Source organism: Streptomyces sp. Act143, from assembly GCF_003143935.1.
Lineage (GTDB): Bacteria > Actinomycetota > Actinomycetes > Streptomycetales > Streptomycetaceae > Streptomyces.
Map to the genome: position 1 here is coordinate 1,900,624 of NZ_QFRX01000001.1, position 21,179 is coordinate 1,921,802.

Annotated in this window: 15 protein-coding genes and 3 pseudogenes; 10 read left to right on the forward strand and 8 right to left on the reverse strand. The window is 72.3% G+C overall.

What is annotated here, in order from left to right:
• Together DI272_RS45155 and DI272_RS08510 are read left to right on the forward strand one after the other, a co-directional pair.
• Positions 1-220 (forward strand): annotated as a pseudogene (locus tag DI272_RS45155) (6-phosphogluconate dehydrogenase); the annotation flags it as partial.
• Between the two features lie 7 nt (positions 221-227).
• Entirely contained in the window at positions 228-815 is a 588-nt protein-coding gene (locus DI272_RS08510; RefSeq protein WP_109494755.1) for a histidine phosphatase family protein, read from the forward strand.
• 18 nt (positions 816-833) lie between these two features.
• Here DI272_RS08510 and DI272_RS08515 read toward each other — a convergent pair whose 3' ends face one another.
• A complete protein-coding gene (locus tag DI272_RS08515; protein WP_181387125.1) occupies positions 834-2,108 on the reverse strand; it encodes a lipase family protein in 1,275 nt (424 codons plus the stop codon).
• Between the two features lie 370 nt (positions 2,109-2,478).
• Here DI272_RS08515 and DI272_RS08520 point away from each other — a divergent pair.
• Together DI272_RS08520 and DI272_RS08525 are read left to right on the forward strand one after the other, a co-directional pair.
• Positions 2,479-5,352 (forward strand): annotated as a pseudogene (locus tag DI272_RS08520) (peroxidase family protein).
• Positions 5,349-6,734 (forward strand): hypothetical protein, encoded by a 1,386-nt coding sequence (locus DI272_RS08525; protein WP_109494757.1) that lies wholly within the window; start codon positions 5,349-5,351, stop codon positions 6,732-6,734. Before DI272_RS08520 ends, DI272_RS08525 begins: the two are co-directional and overlap by 4 nt.
• A 170-nt stretch (positions 6,735-6,904) precedes the next feature.
• On the opposite strand, the gene DI272_RS08530 is transcribed toward DI272_RS08525, so the two are convergent.
• Together DI272_RS08530 and DI272_RS08535 are read right to left on the reverse strand one after the other, a co-directional pair.
• Complete coding sequence (locus DI272_RS08530; RefSeq protein ID WP_109494758.1) at positions 6,905-8,692, reverse strand: bifunctional sugar phosphate isomerase/epimerase/4-hydroxyphenylpyruvate dioxygenase family protein; 1,788 nt, start codon at positions 8,690-8,692, stop codon at positions 6,905-6,907.
• A 14-nt stretch (positions 8,693-8,706) separates the two neighbouring features.
• Positions 8,707-9,582 (reverse strand): shikimate dehydrogenase, encoded by an 876-nt coding sequence (locus tag DI272_RS08535; RefSeq protein WP_109494759.1) that lies wholly within the window; start codon positions 9,580-9,582, stop codon positions 8,707-8,709.
• A gap of 166 nt (positions 9,583-9,748) precedes the next feature.
• Between DI272_RS08535 and DI272_RS08540 the strand changes: the two genes are divergently transcribed.
• A complete protein-coding gene (locus DI272_RS08540; protein ID WP_109494760.1) occupies positions 9,749-10,414 on the forward strand; it encodes a TetR/AcrR family transcriptional regulator in 666 nt (221 codons plus the stop codon).
• Between the two features lie 189 nt (positions 10,415-10,603).
• Positions 10,604-11,953 carry an MFS transporter gene (locus DI272_RS08545; RefSeq protein ID WP_109494761.1) on the forward strand — a complete coding sequence of 450 codons (1,350 nt, stop codon included), beginning with the start codon at positions 10,604-10,606 and terminating at the stop codon, positions 11,951-11,953.
• Positions 11,954-12,031: 78 nt separating this feature from the next.
• Here the strand turns inward: DI272_RS08545 and DI272_RS08550 are convergent, their stop codons facing one another.
• The gene (locus DI272_RS08550; RefSeq protein WP_109494762.1) at positions 12,032-12,442 is read right to left on the reverse strand and encodes a VOC family protein; all 411 of its coding nucleotides are present in this window, start codon (positions 12,440-12,442) and stop codon (positions 12,032-12,034) included.
• Between the two features lie 433 nt (positions 12,443-12,875).
• Between DI272_RS08550 and DI272_RS08555 the strand changes: the two genes are divergently transcribed.
• From DI272_RS08555 to DI272_RS08565, 3 genes are all read left to right on the forward strand, one after another.
• On the forward strand, positions 12,876-13,454 hold the full coding sequence (locus DI272_RS08555) for a TetR/AcrR family transcriptional regulator (RefSeq protein WP_109494763.1): 579 nt from the start codon (positions 12,876-12,878) through the stop codon (positions 13,452-13,454).
• Positions 13,451-14,767 (forward strand): MFS transporter, encoded by a 1,317-nt coding sequence (locus tag DI272_RS08560; protein WP_109494764.1) that lies wholly within the window; start codon positions 13,451-13,453, stop codon positions 14,765-14,767. The genes DI272_RS08555 and DI272_RS08560 overlap by 4 nt, the downstream gene beginning before the upstream one ends.
• A gap of 65 nt (positions 14,768-14,832) precedes the next feature.
• On the forward strand, positions 14,833-16,062 hold the full coding sequence (locus DI272_RS08565; protein WP_109494765.1) for a serine hydrolase: 1,230 nt from the start codon (positions 14,833-14,835) through the stop codon (positions 16,060-16,062).
• On the opposite strand, the pseudogene DI272_RS08570 reads toward DI272_RS08565, so the two are convergent.
• The 4 genes and pseudogenes from DI272_RS08570 to ribA all read right to left on the reverse strand — a co-directional run bounded on the left by DI272_RS08570 (position 16,063) and on the right by ribA (position 20,186).
• Positions 16,063-17,216 (reverse strand): annotated as a pseudogene (locus DI272_RS08570) (saccharopine dehydrogenase family protein).
• Positions 17,209-18,270 carry a saccharopine dehydrogenase gene (locus DI272_RS08575; protein WP_109494766.1) on the reverse strand — a complete coding sequence of 354 codons (1,062 nt, stop codon included), beginning with the start codon at positions 18,268-18,270 and terminating at the stop codon, positions 17,209-17,211. The pseudogene DI272_RS08570 and the gene DI272_RS08575 overlap by 8 nt, the downstream one beginning before the upstream one ends.
• Positions 18,267-19,406, reverse strand: coding sequence for an FAD-binding oxidoreductase (locus DI272_RS08580; protein ID WP_109494767.1), 1,140 nt, complete (start codon positions 19,404-19,406; stop codon positions 18,267-18,269). The genes DI272_RS08575 and DI272_RS08580 overlap by 4 nt, the downstream gene beginning before the upstream one ends.
• 120 nt (positions 19,407-19,526) lie before the next feature.
• Positions 19,527-20,186, reverse strand: a complete 660-nt coding sequence (gene ribA, locus DI272_RS08585; protein ID WP_109494768.1) for a GTP cyclohydrolase II — start codon at positions 20,184-20,186, stop codon at positions 19,527-19,529.
• A 41-nt stretch (positions 20,187-20,227) separates the two neighbouring features.
• On the opposite strand from ribA, the gene DI272_RS08590 reads away from it, so the two are divergent.
• Positions 20,228-21,094 carry a creatininase family protein gene (locus DI272_RS08590; protein ID WP_109494769.1) on the forward strand — a complete coding sequence of 289 codons (867 nt, stop codon included), beginning with the start codon at positions 20,228-20,230 and terminating at the stop codon, positions 21,092-21,094.
• Positions 21,095-21,179 lie beyond the last annotated feature (85 nt).

The window sequence follows — 21,179 nt, forward strand, 5'->3', positions numbered from 1 at the left end:
GGACGACGACGAGCACCTCGACAAGCTGCGCGGCTTCGCGGAGGACTCCGGCGAGGGCCGCTGGACCGTCGAGGCCGCCATCGACAACGCCGTGCCGCTGCCCGCGATCACGGCCTCCCTGTTCGCGCGGTTCGCGTCCCGCCAGGACGACTCGCCGCAGATGAAGATGATCGCGGCGCTGCGCAACCAGTTCGGCGGCCACGCGGTCGAGTCGAAGTAGGCACACCATGGGCGATCTCCTGCTGGTCCGCCACGGGGAGACGGAGTGGAGCGTGTCGGGACAGCACACCAGCTGGACCGACCTGCCCCTCACCACACACGGTGAGGAACAGGCCAAGGCGCTCGCCCCGCTCCTGTCCGGACGGCCCTTCTCGCTCGCGCTGACCAGCCCGCTGGACCGCGCGATACGCACCGCAGAACTCGCGGGCATCGCCGGGGCATCGCCCTACGACGACCTGCACGAATGGGACTACGGCGGCTACGAGGGCGTCACCACCGTCGACATCCGCCGCACCCGCCCCGACTGGTACCTGTGGACGGACGGCGTGCCGCCCGGCCCCGAGGGCCATCCGGGCGAGTCGCCGGCCGAGGTCGGCGCCCGCGCCGACCGGGTACTGGCCCGCGTCGACACGGCCCTTCCGCAGGGGGACGTGATCCTCGTGGCGCACGCCCACTTCCTGCGGGTCCTCACGGCCCGCAGGCTCGGGCTCGCACCGGCGGACGGGCGGCTGTTCCAGCTCGCGACCGGCACCGTGAGCCGGCTGTCCACGGAGCACGGCCGTCCCGTGATCTCCGAGTGGAACAGCAGACCCTGAGCACGCATCCGGCCCGGGCTACAACACGTCGCCGAACTCGCTCAACACCCCTGGTGGGGCGAGGGAGTTGACGTAGTGGCCCGGGCCGTGGTCGTCGAAGGAGTACTTGAACGGGATGGTCCGGGTCAGCGCCAGCCGGGTGGCGAAGAAGGCGAGCGGCGCGACGACCGCGAGACCGGCGAGGCTGTCCATCTGGGGGTAGTGCAGGCCCGGTTCCGTGACCTCCGTCCAGCCCGGCGTGCGGGGCCGCAGCAGGGGACGTACCGCCCGGCGCACCCCGTCCGTGCAGCGCACCGCCAGCCCTTCCCAGTCGCGGCCCGCGGCCGTCCGCGCGACGTCCCCCGGCAGGGTGAGCGCCTCGATCGCCGAGTCGGCGGCGAAGGTGAGCGCCGCGTCCGTCAGGCCGCGGGGCCTGCGGTAGTGGAACTCCCGGCCGAAGGGCGCGTACGGGCCGACCGGGCGGGGCGGCAGGGCCGGGACGACGTCCCGGTCGAAGATGTAGCGGATCAGCCGGTCGCGCAGCACATGCGTGTCGTGCGGCCCCGGCGCCTCCTCGCAGGCGCGGGCGAGGTCGGGGCCGCCGACCATCGGCTGGCCGAAGGTGTAGACGCCCTTGAGCCGCTCGGCGATGTGCCGGTAGCGGGGCTCGTGCACCAGCGTGATCGCCATGATCGCGGCCATGGCGGCGCCGAGACTGTGCCCGGTGAGGTACAGGGCCTCCAGGCCGTCGCCCTTGGTGCCGTGTTCCTCGGCGTTGACGGACTCGCCGCGCAGGGCGCGTTCCAGGGCCTCGATGACGAGGTGGCGGGTGGCGCGGACGTTGCGGTAGAAGCCGGCGTGCACCTCGTGGCGGCGGCCCTCCAGCTCCACGGCGAGCATCTCGGGGCGTACGTCGGCGTCGGTGAGGATGCTGATGATGTCCTCGGGCTGGGTGCCCCGGTAGCAGAGGATCGCGACGCGCCGGTCCTTGTCCTGGATCAGATAGGCGGCGGAGGCGATGTAGAGGGCGTCCACGCGCTGTTCGAAGACCCGGGTGTCGTTCTCGTCGAGGCCCAGCCGGGTCATGATCATGGCCAGGGTCTCCGGGTCGCCGCGCTGCTGGAAGCCGGCGTAGGCGTAGGCCGAGCAGGTCGCCATGACGTGCGGCAGGACACCGTCGGGGTCGGGCTGGTGCTTGGCGTCGGCGAGCCGTTCCACCAGGTCGGGGTAGACCGGGAAGCCGCTCGGATCGGTCTCGGGTTTGCAGGGGCGCAGTGCCGCGAACGTGGGCCCCTTGACGTGGTCGTCCCGCATGTACGGACCTCCCCCGGACGTCTGCGGGTCAGGGACGTGGAGCACACCACCGCGCCCCTCCGGCGTCAACCGAAGGGGCGTCACTGACCGGCCAACGCGGGTGCGGCCGGGTGGGGTTGCTGGGATTCGGGGGCGGCGCGGGGCGGGCCGCGGAGGCGGGCGGGGCGTCACGGGCGCCCCGCTGACGTGCCCGATCACCGCCGATCGTGCAATTGTTCGCATGCGGCGCAAGGGGGCGCACATCGGCGCGAACCTTCGCTGCGGGCGCCTTCCGGCCGTCGATAGCGTGCTTGCCCCTGTCCGGTGCGCACCCCGCGAAGGGTGCGGGCCGGGCCCTGTCCCGTACGCGTCCGTGTGAAGGAAGCGACCGATGACCGAGACCGGGCAGCACGAGCAGCAACGTTACGAACGGTACGAGGGCGGCAGTCCGGAGGCGGAACGGCTGGTCTTCGAGCAGTTGGCCCGCGAACTGATGGAGGTGCAGGTCAGGAACCGGCGGGCCGGGGGCGGCGGGATCTCTCGCGCGTTCCATGCCAAGGCGCCGGTGGCCGTGGAGAACGCCCGGCTGCGTTTCCACGACGACCTTCCTGCGGCGCTGCGCGTCGGGTTCGCCCAGCCGGGCGCCGAGTATCCGGCGGTGGTACGGCTGTCCAACGCGAGCGGCATCCGGCAGGGCGACGGCTCGCCCGATCTGCGGGGCGCGGCGGTGCGGGTGCAGGTGTCGGACGAGGAGAGCCATGACCTGCTGGCGACCAGCTATCCGGTCTCGCACGCCCGCAACGCACGGGAGTTCGTGGCGTTCGCCAAGGCGATGGCCGGTGCGCGCAACCCGTTGCAGAAGGCGTTCGGGCTGTTCGTGAAGCTGCCGCTGGCCGTGGGGCTGGGGACGGCCAACCGGATGCGGCGCAATGTGCGGGCCGCGACCCGGCACACCGTGGACTCCCTCGCCGGGGAGACGTTCTGGAGCCGCGGCGCCATCCTGTGGGGCGAGGCGGGACCCGTGCGCTATCTGCTGCGTCCCGCCCCGGGCAGCCCGCCCGCGCCCACCCCGGACCGCCGTGACCCGGACCTGCTGCACCGGGAGTTCGCGCGCCGGCTCGCGCAGACGGACGTGAGCTACGACCTGTGCGTGCAGCGGTTCGTGGACGAGCGGCGCACTCCGGTCGAGGACGCCTCGGTGGAGTGGAAGGACGCCGTCGCGCCCGCGCTGCCGGTCGCCCGGCTCACCATCCCGAGCCAGGACCTCACCTCGGCCGAGGCCCGCGCCGCAGCCCGCCGCATCGAGGACCTGGCCTTCAACCCCTGGTACACCACCGACGAGTTCCGTCCGCTCGGCAACATCAACCGGTCCCGCAAGGCGGCGTACCAGGCGGGCAGCGCACACCGGCTGGGCCTGCGGTTCGTCACCGAGGAACCGATACGCAACCGGATACTCGGCCGCCCCATGGAGGCCGCGTTCGCGCTGCTGAACCGGTATGTCCCCTGGCACCGGCTGCCGTTGCAACTGAGCCTGCTGAACCTGGTGTTCCTGCGCAAGGTGCTGCGGCGCCGCAACCTGATCGACACCGAGCCGCGCGAGGCGCCCCCGGCCGCCCAGCGGGTGCCGGCGCCGATCCCGGAGCGGCTGCGCGGCGAGCGGTCGTACGACGGGACGTACAACGACCTGTCGGCCCCGGCGATGGGCGCGGTCGGCTCCGCCTTCGGCCGCAACCTGAGGCCCGTGTACCGCCCGGACCTCTTCGACACCCCGAACCCGGTCACGGTGAGCCGCCAGCTGCTGTACCGCGAGAGCTTCGTGCCCGCGACCTCGCTCAATGTGCTGGCCGCGGCCTGGATCCAGTTCCAGGTGCACGACTGGGTCAACCACCGGCGGTACAAGACCGGTGAGCGCAGTGTCGAGGTGCCGCTGCCGCCCGGGAGCGGACCGTGGCACAACACGCCGGGCGGGCCCGCCGAGTCGGTGATGCGGTTCGCCGAGAACGAGGGCCTCGAACAGCCGGGCGGCCGGCCGCCGGTCCTGTTCGGCAACGTCGCCTCGCACTGGTGGGACGGCTCCGAGGTGTACGGCGCCGACGAGCAGACCGCGCGCTTCCTGCGCGAGGCCGACGGGCGTGCCGAACTCCGCCTGGAGGACGGCCACCTGCCGACGGGGACGAACGGCTCGATCCCGTTGACCGGCTTCAACGAGAGCTGGTGGATGGGCCTGAGCGTCATGCACACGTTGTTCGCCCGGGAGCACAACGCGGTGTGCGCGGCGCTGCGCGCGGAGTACCCGGGGATGGGCGAGGAGCGGATCCACCACACGGCACGTCTGGTGGTGTCGGCGCTCATCGCGAAGATCCACACGGTGGAGTGGACCCCGGCGATCCTGGCCACCGAGGCGATCGACATCGCGCTGAAGACCAACTGGCAGGGCCCGCCCAGGAAGTGGCTCAACCAGCTGGGCCTGTGGCTGTTCGAGGCGCACTCGCTGACCGGCATCCCGAAGACCCTCCCCGACCACCACACGGCGCCGTACTCGCTGACCGAGGACTTCGTCACCGTCTACCGCATGCACCCGCTGGTCCCGGACGACTTCGAGCTGCGCGAGCACCACTTCGGGCAGCGTCTGGAGACGGTCGGCTTCCTGGACATCCAGGGGACCGCGGCGGAGTCGCAGATCCGCAAGACGGGCCTGGCGAACTCGCTGTACTCCTTCGGCATCGCCCACCCGGGCGCGATCACGCTGCACAACTTCCCGCGGGCGCTCCAGCAGTTCGAGCGGGACGGCTAGATCATCGACCTGTCGGTGGTGGACCTGGTCCGCACGCGGCGGCGCGGCGTCCCGCGGTACAACGACTTCCGCGAGGGGCTGCACAAGAAGCGCATCCGCTCCTTCGAGGAACTCACCGAGAACGCCGAGACGCTGGCGCGGCTGAAGGAGGTGTACCGCTCGGTCGACGAGATCGACACGGTGGTGGGCCTGTTCGGGGAGAACCCGCCGACCGGCTTCGGCTTCAGCGACACCGCCTTCCGCATCTTCATCCTGATGGCGAGCAGGCGGCTGCAGTCCGACCGCTTCCTCAACGTCGACTACCGGCCCGAGGTGTACACCCCGCTCGGCATCGACTGGGTGGAGAGCAGCGGCATGAACTCCGTGATCCTGCGGCACTGCCCGGAGCTGGCGGCGCTGCTGCCGCGGGACGCCAGCGCGTTCGCGCCGTGGCGGACCGTACGGCCCACGAGCGACGGAGGCCATGAGTGAACCCGGCCGACGAACCGCACGCCGGTCCGGGCGATGCCCATCCGGGGCTGGGCGACCTGCTCGCCCGGCCCCTGCTGGAGACGCTCTGGCACCGCCGTACGCACCGGGTCAGCCGGGGCGCGTCGGTGCCGGCCGGCTCGATGAGCTACCGCTCACCGCACTCCCCCGAGCCGCTGTCCGAGCTGGAGGAGGCCCTGCTGATCGCGGTGACCGGCTGCACCGGACTGACCATGCCGGACCGCCCCTTCGAGGACCCGCGCGACGGCACGCCGATCATGGCCAAGCCCAATCTGACCATGGCCGGACGGACCGCGGGCAGCCCCGACAACGCGCAGGGCACGCACTTCTTCCTGATCAACGACACGGGCACGTACTACCTGCGGAAGCTGCCACCGGCGCCACAGGAACCCTTCACGGAGGGAGCTCTGCTGGCCCGGGCCCGGGAAGCGAAGGTACGCGTCCTCGACCACCGGCTGGACGTCACCCAGCGGGACTTCCCGGCGTACCTGGACTCCAACCGCTTCCTGTCCAACCTGCCGGGCACCACGGTGCTGTTCCCGGTGGTGGACCTGTCCCACCAGTACATCAACGCGTTGATGTACCTGCTGACCCAACCGGATGGCGCCCGGCCGACGTTGGTCGACGACCGCAACTTCTACCGTCCGGCGGGCGTGAAGAAGTGGGTGCGCAACGGCTTCCTCAACGAGAACCTCAAGCTCCCGCTGGGCGCGCTGGGCCCCATGCGCACACAGATCGAGGCCGACCTCCTCCTGCAGAACCTCATGCTGACGGCGGAGGCGATGGGCCTGGGCGCCTGGATCCACGCCTCGATCAACCCTCAGATAGCGCTGGGCGACCCGAAGTTCTCCCGGGCCTACGGCAGGATGCTCGGCTTCACCTTCGTCACCCCGCGCTGGCGGCTGCCGGACATCTGGCGCTGGCACGTCCCGCTGCCCAAGTACGCGTCCCTGCGCGCCCACCCCGTCGGGCTGAAGTCACCGGAGGGCGAGCCCCTGATCGCGGCGGCCTGTCCCCCCGTGCACAAGTCCATGGCGGACGCGGTGGATGCGGTCATCGCCTCGAAGTTCGGCACCGGCGGGGTCTACACCGACAAGGACGTCTTCACCCGCATCTACAAGGAGGACTACGGGCAGCGCTACCTGGCCGAGGCGAGCGAGTACGAGGAGCGGGTGATCGACTGCGCCCGCGACATCTGCGCGTACGTCCTGCGCACCCACCGCCGCTTCCCGGCCCACACCGACGCCATCCATGTGCCGGGGGTCTGGCTCCAGGCACATCACGTGGAGCGGGAGTACTACGAGCGGTTCTTCGTGCACGGGCTCACCGGAACGCACCGCCGCCATGGGGAGTTGTGGCACTAGAGTCCCCGGTTTGGGAGATCAACGACATGACGCCGGCCGAGGAACGAGGGTGGCGGGCGTTCGCGACGGGGCCGGCGGTCGACTTCCGCGTCGGGGGCGACGGCGTCGGAGGCTCCGCACTTCGAGCCGGTCTTCTACACCCTCGACCTGCTGTGGCATCACCCGCACCGTCAGCCGCCAGTGGCCGTGTGCTGCGCGGCCAGCCGGACCGGCGCGTTCTGAGCGCCGTATCCGCGGTAGCCGCCGTCGCGCTGGACGAGTTCGAAGAAGACCCGCCCCACCGTGCGGGTGTAGCAGTGCCGGAACTCGCCGTGCGCGTCCCGGTCGTAGAGGATGCCGAGCTCGCGGTACGTCGCCAACTCGCCCTCGGCGAACTCGAAGCGGGCCGCGAGGTCGTCGTAGTAGTTGGCGGGGATGGGCAGCGGGCGCCCGCCCGCCGCGACGAAGCGGCGGGCGGCCGCCACCACGTCGTCCGTCGCGAGGGCGATGTGCTGCGCGTGGACCGTGTCGTCGGCCGGTGCCGCCCCCACCGACAGCGCGATCCGCACGCTGCCGTCCGCGTTCGTCACCGCGCGGCTGCGCATCAGCCCGTACGGGTCGGCGACGTCCACGCTCTCCTGCGCGTGCAGCCCGAGCACGCTGCGGTGGAAGAGCGCCGCCTCGTCGAACTGGTGCCAGGGCTGGACGAGCCCGAGATGGTCGATGCGCCGTACGCCACCCGGACCGCTCTCGTGCGGCACGTCCTCGAAGTCGGCCCGCCAGTCGGGCAGTTCGGCACGGTCCGTCGCGCAGAAGAACAGCTCCGTGCCGTCCGGCGCCGCCACCGCGTCCAGCGGAGCGTCCGCGACGGCGCGCCGCCGCGGCAGCACCGGCGCCAGCAGCGCCTCCGCCCGCAGGGCGGCCCCCACCGGGTCCGGTGACTCCAGGCCGATCGCGGCGAGGCCCGTACCGTCCCGGCGTCCGGCCGGCCCCGTGTTCACGAGCACTCGCGCCGCGCCCTGCTGCCACAGGTCGACCGGCTTGCTGCGGTGCCGTGCCGTCCGGGCGAAGCCGCGGGCGCCCAGCAGCGTCGCGACCGGTGCGGCGTCCGGCGTGACCAGTTCGGCGAAGGCCACGCCCGTGGGGACGACGGGCGCCGGCGGGGTCGTGACGCCGACCGTCTCCTGAAGGAGCAGCAGGGAGCGGTGCGCGTCGACCGCCGTCGGGCCGGCCTCGGCCTGGCGGTAGACGTCGTTGAAGACCTCCAGGGAGAGCGGGCCCGCGTAGCCCGTGCGCAGGACCCGGCGGACCAGGTCCGGCACGTCGAAGCCGCCCTGGCCGGGGAAGCAGCGGTAGTGGCGGCTCCACTGGAGGACGTCCATGGCCGGCAGCGGGGCGTCGGCCAGTTGGAGGAAGAAGATCTTCTCGCCGGGGATGTCCTCGATGCCCTTGGGATCGCTGCCGCGGGACAGGATGTGGAAGCTGTCCAGGCAGGTGCCGAGGGCCGGGTGGTCGGCGGACGCGACGATGCTCCAGGCGTGGTCGTAGGTGCTCACGTGCCGCCCCCAGGCCAGCGCCTCGTACGCCACCCGGATGCCGAACTCCTGGGCGAGCGAGGCGAGTTCGCTCAGTTGCCCGGCGGCCAGCGCGTCGTCGTCCACCGCCAGCGGGTGCACGCTGGAGCAGACCAGGACGGTGTCGGCGCCGAGCCGTCCCATCAGCTCGAACTTGTGCCGGGCCCGGCGCAGGTTCGCCGCGAACACCTCGGCCGGTACCGCCTCCATGTCCCGCATCGGCTGGTAGAGGTCGACGGTCAGCCCGAGGTCCGCGCAGCGCGCCCGGATCTCCTCCGGGGTGAGGGGGCTGGCGAGCAGGTCGTTCTCGAAGATCTCCACGCCGTCGAAGCCGGCCCGGGAGGCGGCCGTGAGCTTCTCGGTGAGGGAACCGCTGAGGGAGACGGTGGCGATGGACGTACGCACTGCGGTACCTCTCTCTACTTTCCGGCGCCGACGGCGCCCGCCAGTTCCCCGATGTCCGCGAGCATGCGTGCCGCGTCGGGTTCCCGGCCGGTGAAGAGACGGAACGCGTCCGCGGCCTGGAAGACGGCCATTCCGCCGCCGTCCAGGGTGGCGCAGCCGATCGCCCGGGCGGCGCGCAGCAGCTCCGTCTCCAGCGGGCGGTAGACCACCTCGGCGACCCAGAGCCCGGGGTGGAGGAGCTCGGCCGGGAAGGGCAGGCCGGGGTGGGCGGCCATGCCGGTGGGGGTGGCGTGGACGATGCCGTCGGCTTCCGCGAGGAGGCCCGGCAGGCGGTCCGGGGTCGCGTGGGCCGCCCGGCCCGCGCCGAAGTGGTGGTTGAGCGCGCCGGCCAGGCCCGCCGCCCGGTCGGCCAGCGCGTCGACGACGGTGACCCGCCCGGCGCCGAGGGTGAGCGTGGCGTGGGCGACGGCCGCGCCGGCCCCGCCCGCACCGAGTTGCACGACCCGCTCCAGCGGGACGTCGGGCAGGCCGCGGGCGAAAGAGGCGGCGAAGCCGGTGACGTCGGTGTTGTGGCCGACGGCCCGGCCGTCCTCGAAGACGACGGTGTTGACCGCGCCGAGCGCCTCGGCCTGCGCCGACAGCCCGTCCAGGTGCTCGATCACGAGCTGCTTGCACGGATGCGTGATGTTGAGCCCGTCGAAGCCGAGGGTGCGGGCGGAGCACACCAGATCGCCGACCGCCTCGGGCCGGACGCCGAGGACGTCGATGTCGAGCAGCCGGTACAGGTAGCGCAGCCCCTGCCGGTCCGCCTCCCGCTCGTGCAGGGCGGGGCTGAGGGACGGGCCGATGCCCGCGCCGATCAGACCGACGAGATACGAGTCCTTGGCCACGCGGACCTCCTGTGCGGCTCACAATGTACGAACTAGTGAGTTAGTCATAACACCGGTCGCCTCCGCTTGGGAAGCCCTCGAAGCCCGCACCGGCACGCTCCCGGCCGGGCTTCTAGAATCTGCGGCACGCGGCCGGACGGTCGCGCCCTACGCCCGAAGGAAGCCGATGACCAGCGTCGAAGAACCGGCACGACCGAACGGGCGCATCCGTGACGCCGCCCGCACCAAGGCCGAGATCCTCGACGTGGCCACGCACGAGTTCGCCCGGGTCGGCTTCGCCGGGGCCCGCGTGGACGACATCGCCGCCCGCACCCGCACCACGAAGCGGATGATCTACTACTACTTCGGTGGCAAGGAGCAGCTCTTCACGGCCGTCCTGGAGCGGGCGTACGGCGTGATCCGGGACGCCGAGCAGGAGCTCGACGTCGAGCACCTCGACCCGGTGGCGGCCATCCGGCGGCTGGCGGAGCTGACCTTCGACCACCATGAGGCGCACCCCGACTTCATCCGGCTGGTCAGCATCGAGAACATCCACGAGGCCGAGCACATCGCCGCCTCCGAGAAGCTCGGCAGGATCGGCTCGCCCGCCCTGGACGTCATCCGCCGCATCCTGGCGTCGGGACAGGAGTCCGGGCTGTTCACGGCCGACGTGGACGCCGTCGACCTGCACGCGATGATCAGCTCCTTCTGCTTCTTCCGGGTCGCCAACCGGCACACCTTCGGCGCCCTGTTCGGCCGCGACCTGGTCGACCCGGCGCAGCGGGAGCACTACCGGAACATGCTGGGCGACATGGTGATCGCGTACCTGACGGCGGACCGCACCGCCGGCTGAGTCCGGCGGACCGCCGCCGACCGACTTCCGGGGACCCGACCTCTTGACAGCGGGGAAACGCGCGCGCAACATCCCTACCCACCGGGACTAACTATCCAGTGGGTTAATTAGCCGGAGTTCACGAGACCCGGCCCCTCTCCCTCCCCACCGCTCTCTCCGCTTACGTTGGAGTTCCGCAAAGGAGCCGCCGTGTCCGTCCCCTCCCCCGCCACCGCGCCGCCCGGCCAGCCGAAGAAGGCGGCGACGGCCGCCTGGATCGGCAGCGCGCTGGAGTACTACGACTTCTTCATCTACGGCAGCGCGGCCGCGCTGATCTTCCCGGAGGTCTTCTTCGACGAGTCCGACCCGGCCACCGCGACCCTGCTGTCCCTGGCCACGTTCGGTGTCGCCTACGCCGCCCGCCCGGTCGGCGCCCTGTTCCTGGGGCACTTCGGCGACAAGCTCGGCCGCAAGAAGATCATGGTCTTCACGCTGATCCTGATGGGCCTGTCGACGTTCCTCATCGGCTGTCTCCCCACCCGCGCCCAGGTCGGCACGCTCGCCCCCGTCCTGCTGGTCCTGTGCCGCGTCCTCCAGGGCATCTCCGCCGCCGGTGAGCAGGCCAGCGCCAACTCCATGACGCTGGAGCACGCGCCGCCGCACCGGCGCGGCTTCTTCACCAGCTTCACCCTCAGCGGCACCCAGGGCGGTCAGCTGCTCGCCACGCTCGCCTTCATCCCGATCGCCGCGCTGCCCGACGAGCAGCTGCTGTCCTGGGGCTGGCGGGTGCCGTTCTGGCTGAGCATCGCGGTCGCCGTGGTCGGCTACGTCATCCGCCGCAAGCTGGAGGAGACCCCGGCCTTCGAGCAGCAGACGGCCACCGAGGGTGTCGTGAAGATGCCGCTGGCGATCCTGCTGCGCCACCACTGGGCGGACGTCCTGCGGGTGATCGCGGGCGCGCTCATCGCCTCGGTGTCGACGATCTTCACCGTGTGGGCGCTGGCCTACGCGACGAGCGACTCGGTCGGCATGAGCCGCTCCTCGATGCTGTGGGTGGGCGCGCTGGCCAACGTGGCCGCGCTGGCCGCGATCCCGCTGTGGGCGACCCTGTCGGACCGCGTCGGCCGCCGACCGGTCTACCTGATCGGCGCGGTGGGCAGCGCGATCACGATGTTCCTCTACCTCTGGGCGATCTCCACGGGCAACTACCCGCTCACGATGCTGCTCGGCATCCTCGCCTTCGGCGTGGTCTACAGCGCCGCGAACGGCGTGTGGCCGTCCTTCTACGGCGAGATGTTCTCGACCCGGGTCCGGCTGTCCGGCATGGCCATCGGCACCCAGATCGGCTTCGCCGTGGCCGGTTTCGCGGTCACCTTCGCCGCGCAGATCGCCGGCCCGGACGGCGACGACTGGTCCGCCGTGGCCCTGTTCACCGCGGCGCTCTGCGTCCCGCCGATCATCGCGGCGCTCTCGGCCCGCGAGACCCACAAGGTCCCGACGGAACTGCTCGGCGAGCGCGCACGGGAGACGACGGCCGAGCGGGCGACCGTGACGGTCTGATTTGCTCCCTCCGCTTGATCCGCCAGAGGGTCCCCGGGCGCCGCCACGGCTCCGGGGACCCGGCGTTCCCGCCCTGCGTCAGGCGTTGGACCACGCCCGCTCGCACAGCACCAGCCGGTATCCGTCCGGGTCCTCGATCGTGACGCCCCACTGGTTCCAGTACGGGTTCGGCGAGGAGACCCGCTTGCCGCCGTGCTGTTCGAGGCGGGTGACCAGGTCGACGGGGACGGGGCCGTCTACGTAGATCACCAGGAGGTCCTCCTCCGTGGGGCGGGGCTCCACCGGGTGTGCGGCCTCGTGGACCAGTTCCAGGTGCCAGCCGGCGTCCGGCCAGCCGAGCATCAGGAGGTCGTGCTCGCCGGGCTCGGTGCCGCCCTCGGCCCGCCAGACGACGGCGAGTCCGAGCCCGCCCGCCCAGAAGCGCTCGGCCGCCGCGAGGTCACGGGACGGGCGGGCGACGCGGATGTGGCTACGGCCGTTGACGGGCATCGTGACCTCTTTCTCAGCTGCGGGGCGTGTTCGGCAGCCTAGGCACACGCGGCACACGGGACCATCGGTCGTCCGTCCTGCACCCGCGGTCGTAGGACCGCCGGGCACCGCACCGTTGACAGGCGTCGTCCGCGGCAAGACCATCGGCCCCACGAGCAGTGAAGAGCGGCGCCGACCCAGCCCTCCGCGCGTCCCACCAGCCGGAGTGGGTGGCCCCCGTGCGTCCCGGCCGATTTCAGGGGCGGCCGGTGCGCGCGGTGCGGCCGGTGTTCGCCGGCGCCGCGGGGACTCCCCAGCCCTGATTCTCCCCCCGGGTGGAAATCCCGTACGCCCGCTCGGCCTTCAACCGCAGGTCGCGGCGGGGCGTGGCCCTGGTGGATCCCCGACGCAAGCCGGATAGACAGTGTCTACGCGCTGCTGGTAGACACTGTCCATGCATGAATCCGAGACCGGGCTGCGGGCCCGGCTGGTCGAGGCGGGCGTGGAGTTGGTGGCCCGGGAGGGCGCCCAGGCGCTGACCCTGCGGGAGATCGCACGCCGGGCGGGTGTCTCGCACGGTGCCCCGCGCCGCTACTTCCCGACCCACCTGGAGCTGCTGTCGGCCATCGCGCGCCGCGGATTCGGCGAACTGGCGGAGCGGGTCACGGCGGTGGCCGGGGACGGGACGGCCAGTCCGCGCGCCCAGCTCACCGGGCTCACCCACGCCTACCTGGCGTTCGCCCGGGAGAACCCCGGCATGTACGAGCTGATGTTCCGTCACGATCTGCTGGAGAGCGGGCATCTGGGCCTGCGGGACACCAGCCTGCCGCTCTTCGGACGTCTGGTGGAGCTGGTCGGCCGGGTCCGCCCCGACCTGGAGGCCCGGCTGGTCGCGGGCGCGTTGTGGGCGAACCTGCACGGCATCGCCCAGCTGTGGAACTGGGGCAGTCTCCAACTGGCCACCGGAGCCGACGACTTCGTACCCCTGCTGCGGTCGGCCCTCGACGCGCACCTCGGGCGGGAGGACGGGTGAACCCGCGTCTGGCGCTCGCGAGCAGTGTCGTCGGAGCCGTGATCGTCGCCCTGGACGGCACCGTCCTCACCATCGCCCAGCCCACCCTGCAAAGGGACTTGAAGGCGTCGTTCGCGCAGGTCCAGTGGACCAGCACCGGCTATCTCATCGCCGTGGCCGGGCTGCTGGTGTTCGCCGGGCGCCTCGGGGACCGGTACGGACATCGGCGGCTGTACGCGGTCGGCATGCTCGGCTTCGGGGCGGCGTCGGCCGGTATCGGGGCGGCGCCGGGGATCGGCTGGGTGATCGGACTGCGGGTCGTGCAGGGGGTGTTCGGGGCGCTGCTGCAACCCGCCACGCTCGGCATGCTGCGGGCCGCGTACCCGCCGGACGGGCTGCGCACGCCGATCGCGGTCCGGACGGCGGCCATCGGGGTGTCGGCCGCGGTGGGGCCGCTGGTGGGCGGGGTACTGGTGGCCGGGCCCGGCTGGCGGGCGGTGTTCTTCCTCAACGTCGCTCCGGCGCTGGTGTTCGGGCTGCTCGCGCTGACGGGCCGGGACACGGCGCCCACGACGCGGGTGCGGCTGGACGTGCCCGGCGCCGTGCTCCTCGCGGTGACCCTGGGATGCCTCGTCCATGCGCTGGTGTCCTTGCGGTGGCCCGGTCTCGTCGCCGCCGTGGTCGCCGGTGCCGCCTTCCTGCGCCACGAGCGCCGCACCACGAGCCCGCTGCTGCCGCGGGCCGTCGCCGGTCCGGCGCTCGGTGTCCTGGTCGCCGCGTCGGCGGCACTGTCGGGCACGTTGTTCGTGAGCACGTACACCCTCCAGTACACGCTCGGTCTCGACCCGCTCCAAAGCGCCCTACGCTGCCTGCCGTTGGCCGTGCTGATGGTGGGCGCCGCTCCGCTGTGCGCGATCCTGCTGCGCCGGGTGGGAGCCCGGCGCACCGCGGTGACCGCGATGGCCGTGCTCGCGGCGGGGGTGCTGCTCCTGGACCGGGCCTCGGGCACGTTCGCGCTCTGCACCGGATTCGCCCTGCTGGGCGCCGGGTTCGGCACCGTGATGGTGGCGGCCACCCATGTCGTCGTCCGGCACAGTCCCGTCGAGTCGGCCGGGGTGGCGGGCGGGCTCCAGCAGACGGCGATGAACGTCGGGCCCACGCTGGGCGTGGCCGTCGCGACCACCCTGCTGGGGCACGGGCCGCTGGTGGTGCTCGCCGGGGTGGCGGTGATCGGGGCCGTGGCGAGCGGGGTGCTGCCGGGGCGCCCGTGGCCCGCCGCACCCACCGATCACGGCCGCGCGCAGGGCGGTTCACGGCTTGCTGAGCGACGATGAGGTCTGAGGTCGGCGCGGCTGGGTATGCCGGATCGCACCTCGACGAACGTATGCGGAGGAGAGCGATGGCACAGCTGCGGCAAGAGGTGGACCCGAGTGAGGTCGGGCTGGACGCGAAGGCGCTGGACCGACTCGACCAGCACGTCGCCCACTACGTGGACGAAGGGCGGCTGCCGGGCTTCCTGGTGGCCGTCGCACGCGGCGGCCGGGTCGCGCACCTCACCACGCACGGCCACCGCGACCTGGCGGCCGGGCTGCCCGTCACCTCCGACACCCTGTGGCGGATCTACTCCATGACCAAACCGGTCGCCTCGGTCGCCGCGCTACTCCTGGTCGAGGAGGGGAAGCTGTCGCTGGACGATCCGGTGGCCCGGCACGTGCCCGCCTTCGCCGACGTCCAGGTCTACGAGAGCGGCTCCGGCGCGGACACCAGGACCCGCCCCCCGGCACGGCCCGTGCTCGTCCGGCACCTGATGACCCACACCGCGGGCCTGACCTTCGCCTCGTACCGCGCCCACCCGGTCGACGCCCTGTACCGCGAGGCCCACCTGGACTCCTCGGTGGTGCCCGGTTCGACGCTGGCCGAGACGGTCGACGTGTACGCGAGCCTGCCGCTCCAGTTCGAACCCGGCACCCAGTGGAACTACTCGGTCGCCACGAATGTTCTGGGCCGCGTCATCGAGGTGGTGTCCGGGCAGCCGCTCGACGCGTTCTTCGCCGAACGGATCTTCGGGCCGCTGGGCATGCCCGACGCCGGGTTCTGGGTGCGGGACGAACAGGCGGGCAGGCTGGCCGAGTTGTACGGGGAGAGCGAGGGCGGCGGCATCGAGCCGATCGCCGGTCTGCCGCTGCGCGGGCGCCCCCGTTTCCTGTCCGGCAGCGGCGGCATGGTGGCCTCGGCGTACGACGTCCACCGGTTCATGGAACTGCTGCGGCGCCGCGGCGAACTGGACGGCGTACGGCTGCTGTCCGCGGCGACGGTGGACCTGATGACCTCGAACCACCTTCCCGGCGGCGCCGACCTGCGTGCCTTCGGCAGCCGGCCCGCGCACGACGAACCCGGCAACGACGGTGTCGGTTTCGGCCTCGGTGTCTCCGTGGTGATCGACCCCGAGCGCACCAAGGCCCCCACGAGCCTCGGCATGTACGGCTGGAGCGGGGTCGCCACGACGACGTTCTGGGTCGACCCGCGCCGTGATCTCACGGTGCAGTTCATGACGCAGGTCCGCCCCAAGGGCTCGCACACGCTCTACCCCGAGTTGAAGCGGCTGGTGCACGAGGCCGTCACCGGTTGATCAGGCGTCCACCCGCAGGGTGAAGTCCACACCGTCCAGGGCGAGTTCGCGCAGCCATTCCTCCGACCGTGCGGCCGTCTCCGCGGCCCGGTTCAGGCCGGGCGGCAGCGAGCCGTCCAGGACGTGGCGGACGCCGAGGGCGAGGGTGCGCGAGACGCAGCGGGCCATCGCGCTCTCCTCCTCGTCGCCGGTCAGGTCCAGCAGGTAGTCGCCGGCCCACGCCTGCCCCGCCGGACCGGTCACGTCCAGCGACACGGCGAGGACGACGCGGTCCCGGTCGGCGTCGGTCGTCGGGTGGGCGGCCGCCAGCTCCCGGGCCAGGGCGGCGATCCGGGCCTCGTCCCCCGCCGCGAGCTCCTCGAAGACGGCGCTCCAGGCTTCGAGCCAGCCCTCCAGGCGCAGGGTGCCCCGGACGAAGGTCTGCGGCTTCCAGGCGGGCGGCATGCCGTACTGCTCGACGAACGGCACGCTGTCGCGGTTCGGGTAGACCTCGAAGGCCTCCCCGTCGACGACGTGCCGCCGGGTCGCCTCCCAGGGGCGCCCGACGGTGGTCTCGGCGCCGTCCGCGAGGTAACGGGCGGGCGAGCGCAGGGCGTTGAGGACACCGAGGGGCGCCCAGCTGAAGCGGTACCTGAAGTCGTTCGGCACCGCGGGGATGCCGCCGCAGTAGGAGGTGAGGCGGTACGAGGCCGCCGTGCCGTCGCCGATCGCGGCCCGGGCGCGGGCCACGAGGCTGTGCGCGAAGAGGTGGTCGATGCCCGGGTCGAGCCCCGCCTCGGTGAGGACGACGATCCCGGCCGCGGCGGCGGCGGGGACCTGGGCGAGCACCGCGTCCGACACATAGCTGGAGCAGGCGAAGTGCGCGCGCCCGGCGACACAGGCCGCCAGGATCGCGGTGTGCTCGGGCGCGGGCAGCATCGACACGACGACGTCCCCGGGGTGCAGGGCCGCCGTCAGCTTGTCCGGCGTGTAGGCACCGGGTGCGGCGCGGCCGGTGAGGCCCAGCCGGTCCAGGGCCTGCGCCGCGCGTTCCTCGGTGCGGTGCCACACCCGCACCCGTGCCGCCGTCCCGCACAGCTTCGCCAGCCCGCTGCCGGTGGACAGCCGGTGCCGATCCAGTGGACGGTGCCGCTCGCGGGAACGAGGTCAGACATGCGGCAACTCCCCTTCCGCGATGCCGTGTTCACGGCAGGCCTGGTGGAACCGGTCCAGAGCGCGCCCCCACGGGCCGTCGGTCCCGAAGTCGAGCAGCAGGGGCAGCAGCGAGCCGGAGAAGTCCTCGCTGGACTCCCTCGGCAGCAGCGAGGGCAGGTTGTCGATGGCGATCAGGTCGAGCGGGGGCTCCTTGCGCAGCCGGCGTACCGGCTCGGTCCACTCGGTGGTGCGGTCGTAGACCGGCAGGACGTTGAGCGGCGAGCCGACGTCGCAGGTGACGTCGGAGAGGGTGCGCAGGCGCCGGGCGGGGTCGTCGAGGTCGGTTCCGCGGACGAAGGGCGGCACGGGGGTGGTGGCCAGGACGCAGTTGACCAGGACGTCGTGGGCGAGGAGGGCCGGGCGGTCCAGGTCCCGGGTCTCGGCGAGGTCCCAGCAGGTGGGCGCGACACCGGCCGCCTCCAGGGCCCCGCGCGCGCCGCGTCCGCTGCGGCCCAGGGCGCCGATCACCAGCGCGGTGAAGTCCGCGTCCCCGGCCACGGGCCGGAGCGACGCGTCGAGCTCCTCCTTCGAGGTGGGCGTCAGCGGCGCGGCGAGCCGGCCCCGGTGCTGGAGCACCGCCAGGGCGGCGCCCAGGTATCCGGCCCAGTACCCGAAGGCGGCGAGCCGGCGCCCGGTGTCGTCCACCAGGTACTCCAGGTCGAGCAGGGCCCCGCCCCCGGCGGCGAACCGGCGCAGCAGGCCGGCGGCGCCCGGCTGCCCCTTGTAGGCGTGCCCGAAGAAGATGTGCCGGTGCGCCAACCGGTCGGGCCCGTCCGGGAGTTCCTTCAGGCCGAGGACGACGGCCTCCGGCGGCGCCGACACCCACGTCCCCGCGGGCGCGACCCGGGCGCCGGCCGCCTCGTACTCCTCGATCGGGAAGATCCGCTGCGGGGACTCCTCGACGGTCAGCCGCACCCCGCTCCCGGCCAGCCGGCGGGCGTCGGACGGCACGATCGGGGTGCGTCGCTCGGTGGGACGGACCTCGTGGCGCAGCCACAGGTGGAGCTCGGTCATACGCAGTTGGCCTCCGGGCGCGGGGCGTCGGCCGCGAACCGGCCGGCGTGCAACGGGCTGACGTCCACGAAGGGTACGCGGCCCAGGTACAGGTCATGGATCACCTCGCCGACGGCGGGGCCCTGGAGGAATCCGTGGCCGGAGAAGCCGGTCGCGTACAGGAAACGGGAGACCGAAGTGGCCTCGCCGATCAGCGCGTTGTGGTCGGGGGTGACCTCGTACAGGCCCGCCCAGCCGCCGGTGCGGCGCAGGTCGAGGAGGGCGGGGGCGCGGTGCTCCATGGCGGCGGCCAGCCGGGGGATCCAGCGGTCGTGGGGGTCGGTGGCGAAGCCGGGGCGTTCGTCGGGGTCGGACATGCCGAGGAGCAGGCCGGGGCCCTCGCGGTGGAAGTAGAGGGTGGAGCTGAAGTCTATGGTCATGGGCAGGCCGGGCGGCAGGCCCGGGACCGCCTCGGTGACGGCGATCTGGCGGCGCAGCGGCTCCACCGGCAGGTCCACGCCCGCCATCCGGCCGACCGCGCGTGACCAGGGGCCGGCCGCACAGATCACCGTGTCGGTGGCGATCCGGCCGAGGGCCGTGGACACGGCCGTGATCCGGTCGCCGTGCAGTTCGATGCCGGTGACCTCGGTGTGCCGCAGGACGCGGGCGCCGAGCGCGCGGGCGGCGGAGGCGTAGCCGTGCACGACGGCCTCCGGGGTGCAGTGGCCGTCGTCGGGCGAGTAGGCGGCGGCGAGGAGGCCCTCGGTGCGGATCAGCGGGGAGAGCCTGCGGGCCTCCTGCGGGGTGAGCATGCGGCTGGGCACGCCGAGCGCGTTCTGCAGCCGTACGCCCGCCTCGAAGGAGGCGACGTCCTCGGGCGTCGACAGCAGGAAGAGGTAGCCCACGCGGTGCAGTCCGATGTCGTACCCGATCTCCTCCCGGAACCGGCCGAACGCGGCCAGGCTGCGCGCCCCGAGCAGCACGTTGAGCTCGTCGGAGAACTGGGCCCGCACCCCGCCCGCCGCCTTCGAGGTGGAACCTGAGGCGAGTTCGTCGCGTTCGACGAGGACGACGTCGCGGACACCGGCGGCGGCGAGGTGGTAGGCGATGCTCGCGCCCATCACTCCGCCGCCGATCACAACGGCTTGTGCCTGCATGGCTGGTGCCTGCGTCCTCACGGGCGAGCCTCCCAGGGGGTCGGGGCCGGCGTCGGGGCCCGCGTCGAGATCGACGGCGGGGCCGGTCCCCTCTTCCTGTCCGGACCGCGGTCCCCGTAATCAGGAGAGGTGCGCCACCGCGTCCAGGTGCGGCAGGTGGTGGTCGAGGCGCTCCCGCTTGGTGCGCAGGTAGGTGATGTTGCTCTCGCACGGCTGGATCAGCAGCGGCACGGTCTCGGTGACCTTGATGCCGTGGCGTATCAACGCCTCCCGCTTGTCAGGGTTGTTGGACATCAGGCGGACGCTGTGCACCCCCAGGTCCTGAAGCATCCCGGCCGCCACGCCGTAGTCCCGGGCGTCCACCGGCAGGCCGAGGGCGAGGTTCGCCTCGACGGTGTCCAGACCCTCCGCCTGGAGGGCCATCGCGCGCAGCTTGGCGAGCAGGCCGATGCCGCGGCCCTCGTGGCCCCGCAAGTAGACGACGATGCCGCTGCCTTCGGCGACGACGGCCCGCAGCGCCGAGTCGAGCTGCTCGCCGCACTCGCAGTGCCGGGAGCCGAAGGCGTCACCGGTGAGGCACTCGGAGTGCAGCCGGACCAGGACGTCGTCCGTGCCGATCTCGCCGTGCACGAGGGCCACTTGCTCGTCACCGCGGTCGTGGTCGAGGTAGCCGACCGCCCGGAATTGCCCGTACACGGTGGGCAGCGGAGCATTCACGACGCGTTCGACGCCGGTGCGCTGCGGGGACTTCTTGCCGAGGACGCCAATTTTGTCTGTCATGATTCTCGAGTTCCTAAGCAGAGACGAAAGGCCGTGAAAGAATGAGTGATTCGCAAGCGCGGTCGGCGGCAAACCGGTCGGCGGCATACGGTCCGTTGCCGACGGACACCACGGAGGACGTACGGACGCGGGGCGCGAATGTCTCACGACCGGTCGCGGTTCTTCCGGTCGGGAGCTTCGAACAGCACGGTCCGTACCTGCCGTTGGCGACCGACACCCTGGTCGCCTGTGCCATCGCACGGGAGCTCGCCGCGGCGTACCCGGTGCACCTCCTTCCGCCGGTGACGATCTCCTGCTCGCACGAGCACGCGGCCTGGGCGGGGACCGTCAGCATCTCCTCGGTGACCCTTCACGCGGTGATACGGGACATAGCGGCTTCGCTCCGCCGTTCGGGGGTGGAGGCCCTCGTCGTGGTCAATGGGCACGGCGGAAACTACGTACTGGGCAACGTCGTTCAGGAATCCTCCTCCCGCGGCGAGAAAATGGCACTGTTCCCGGCGGCGGAGGACTGGGAGTCGGCGCGCGAGCGGGCGGGGGTGGTCACGTCACTGCTCACCGACATGCACGCGGGGGAAATCGAGACCTCCATCCTTCTGCACGCTCATCCCGAATTCGTCCGACCCGGTTACGAGACCTCCGATTTCGTCGCCGACGACCGTCGCCATCTGCTCACCCTCGGAATGTCCGCCTATACCGATTCGGGCGTCATCGGCCGTCCTTCGCTGGGTTCGGCGGAAAAGGGCAAGGCGCTGCTGGAGAGCCTGGCGGATTCGTTCGGGCCGTATTTGTCGCTGCTCACCTCCGAGACCTCCGAGACGTCCGACGCCGGACCCGCCCGCTCGGGCGATTCCGGTGATTCCAGTGATTCCGGTGCGTCAGGTGATCCAGGCGCTTCCGTGCGCGGGTGAGGGGCGAGCAGGACGAGCACGCCGGGCAGGCTGGCCGCGAGACTGAGCACCCCGTACACGACCGCGACCGCCAGCCCGCTGCTCG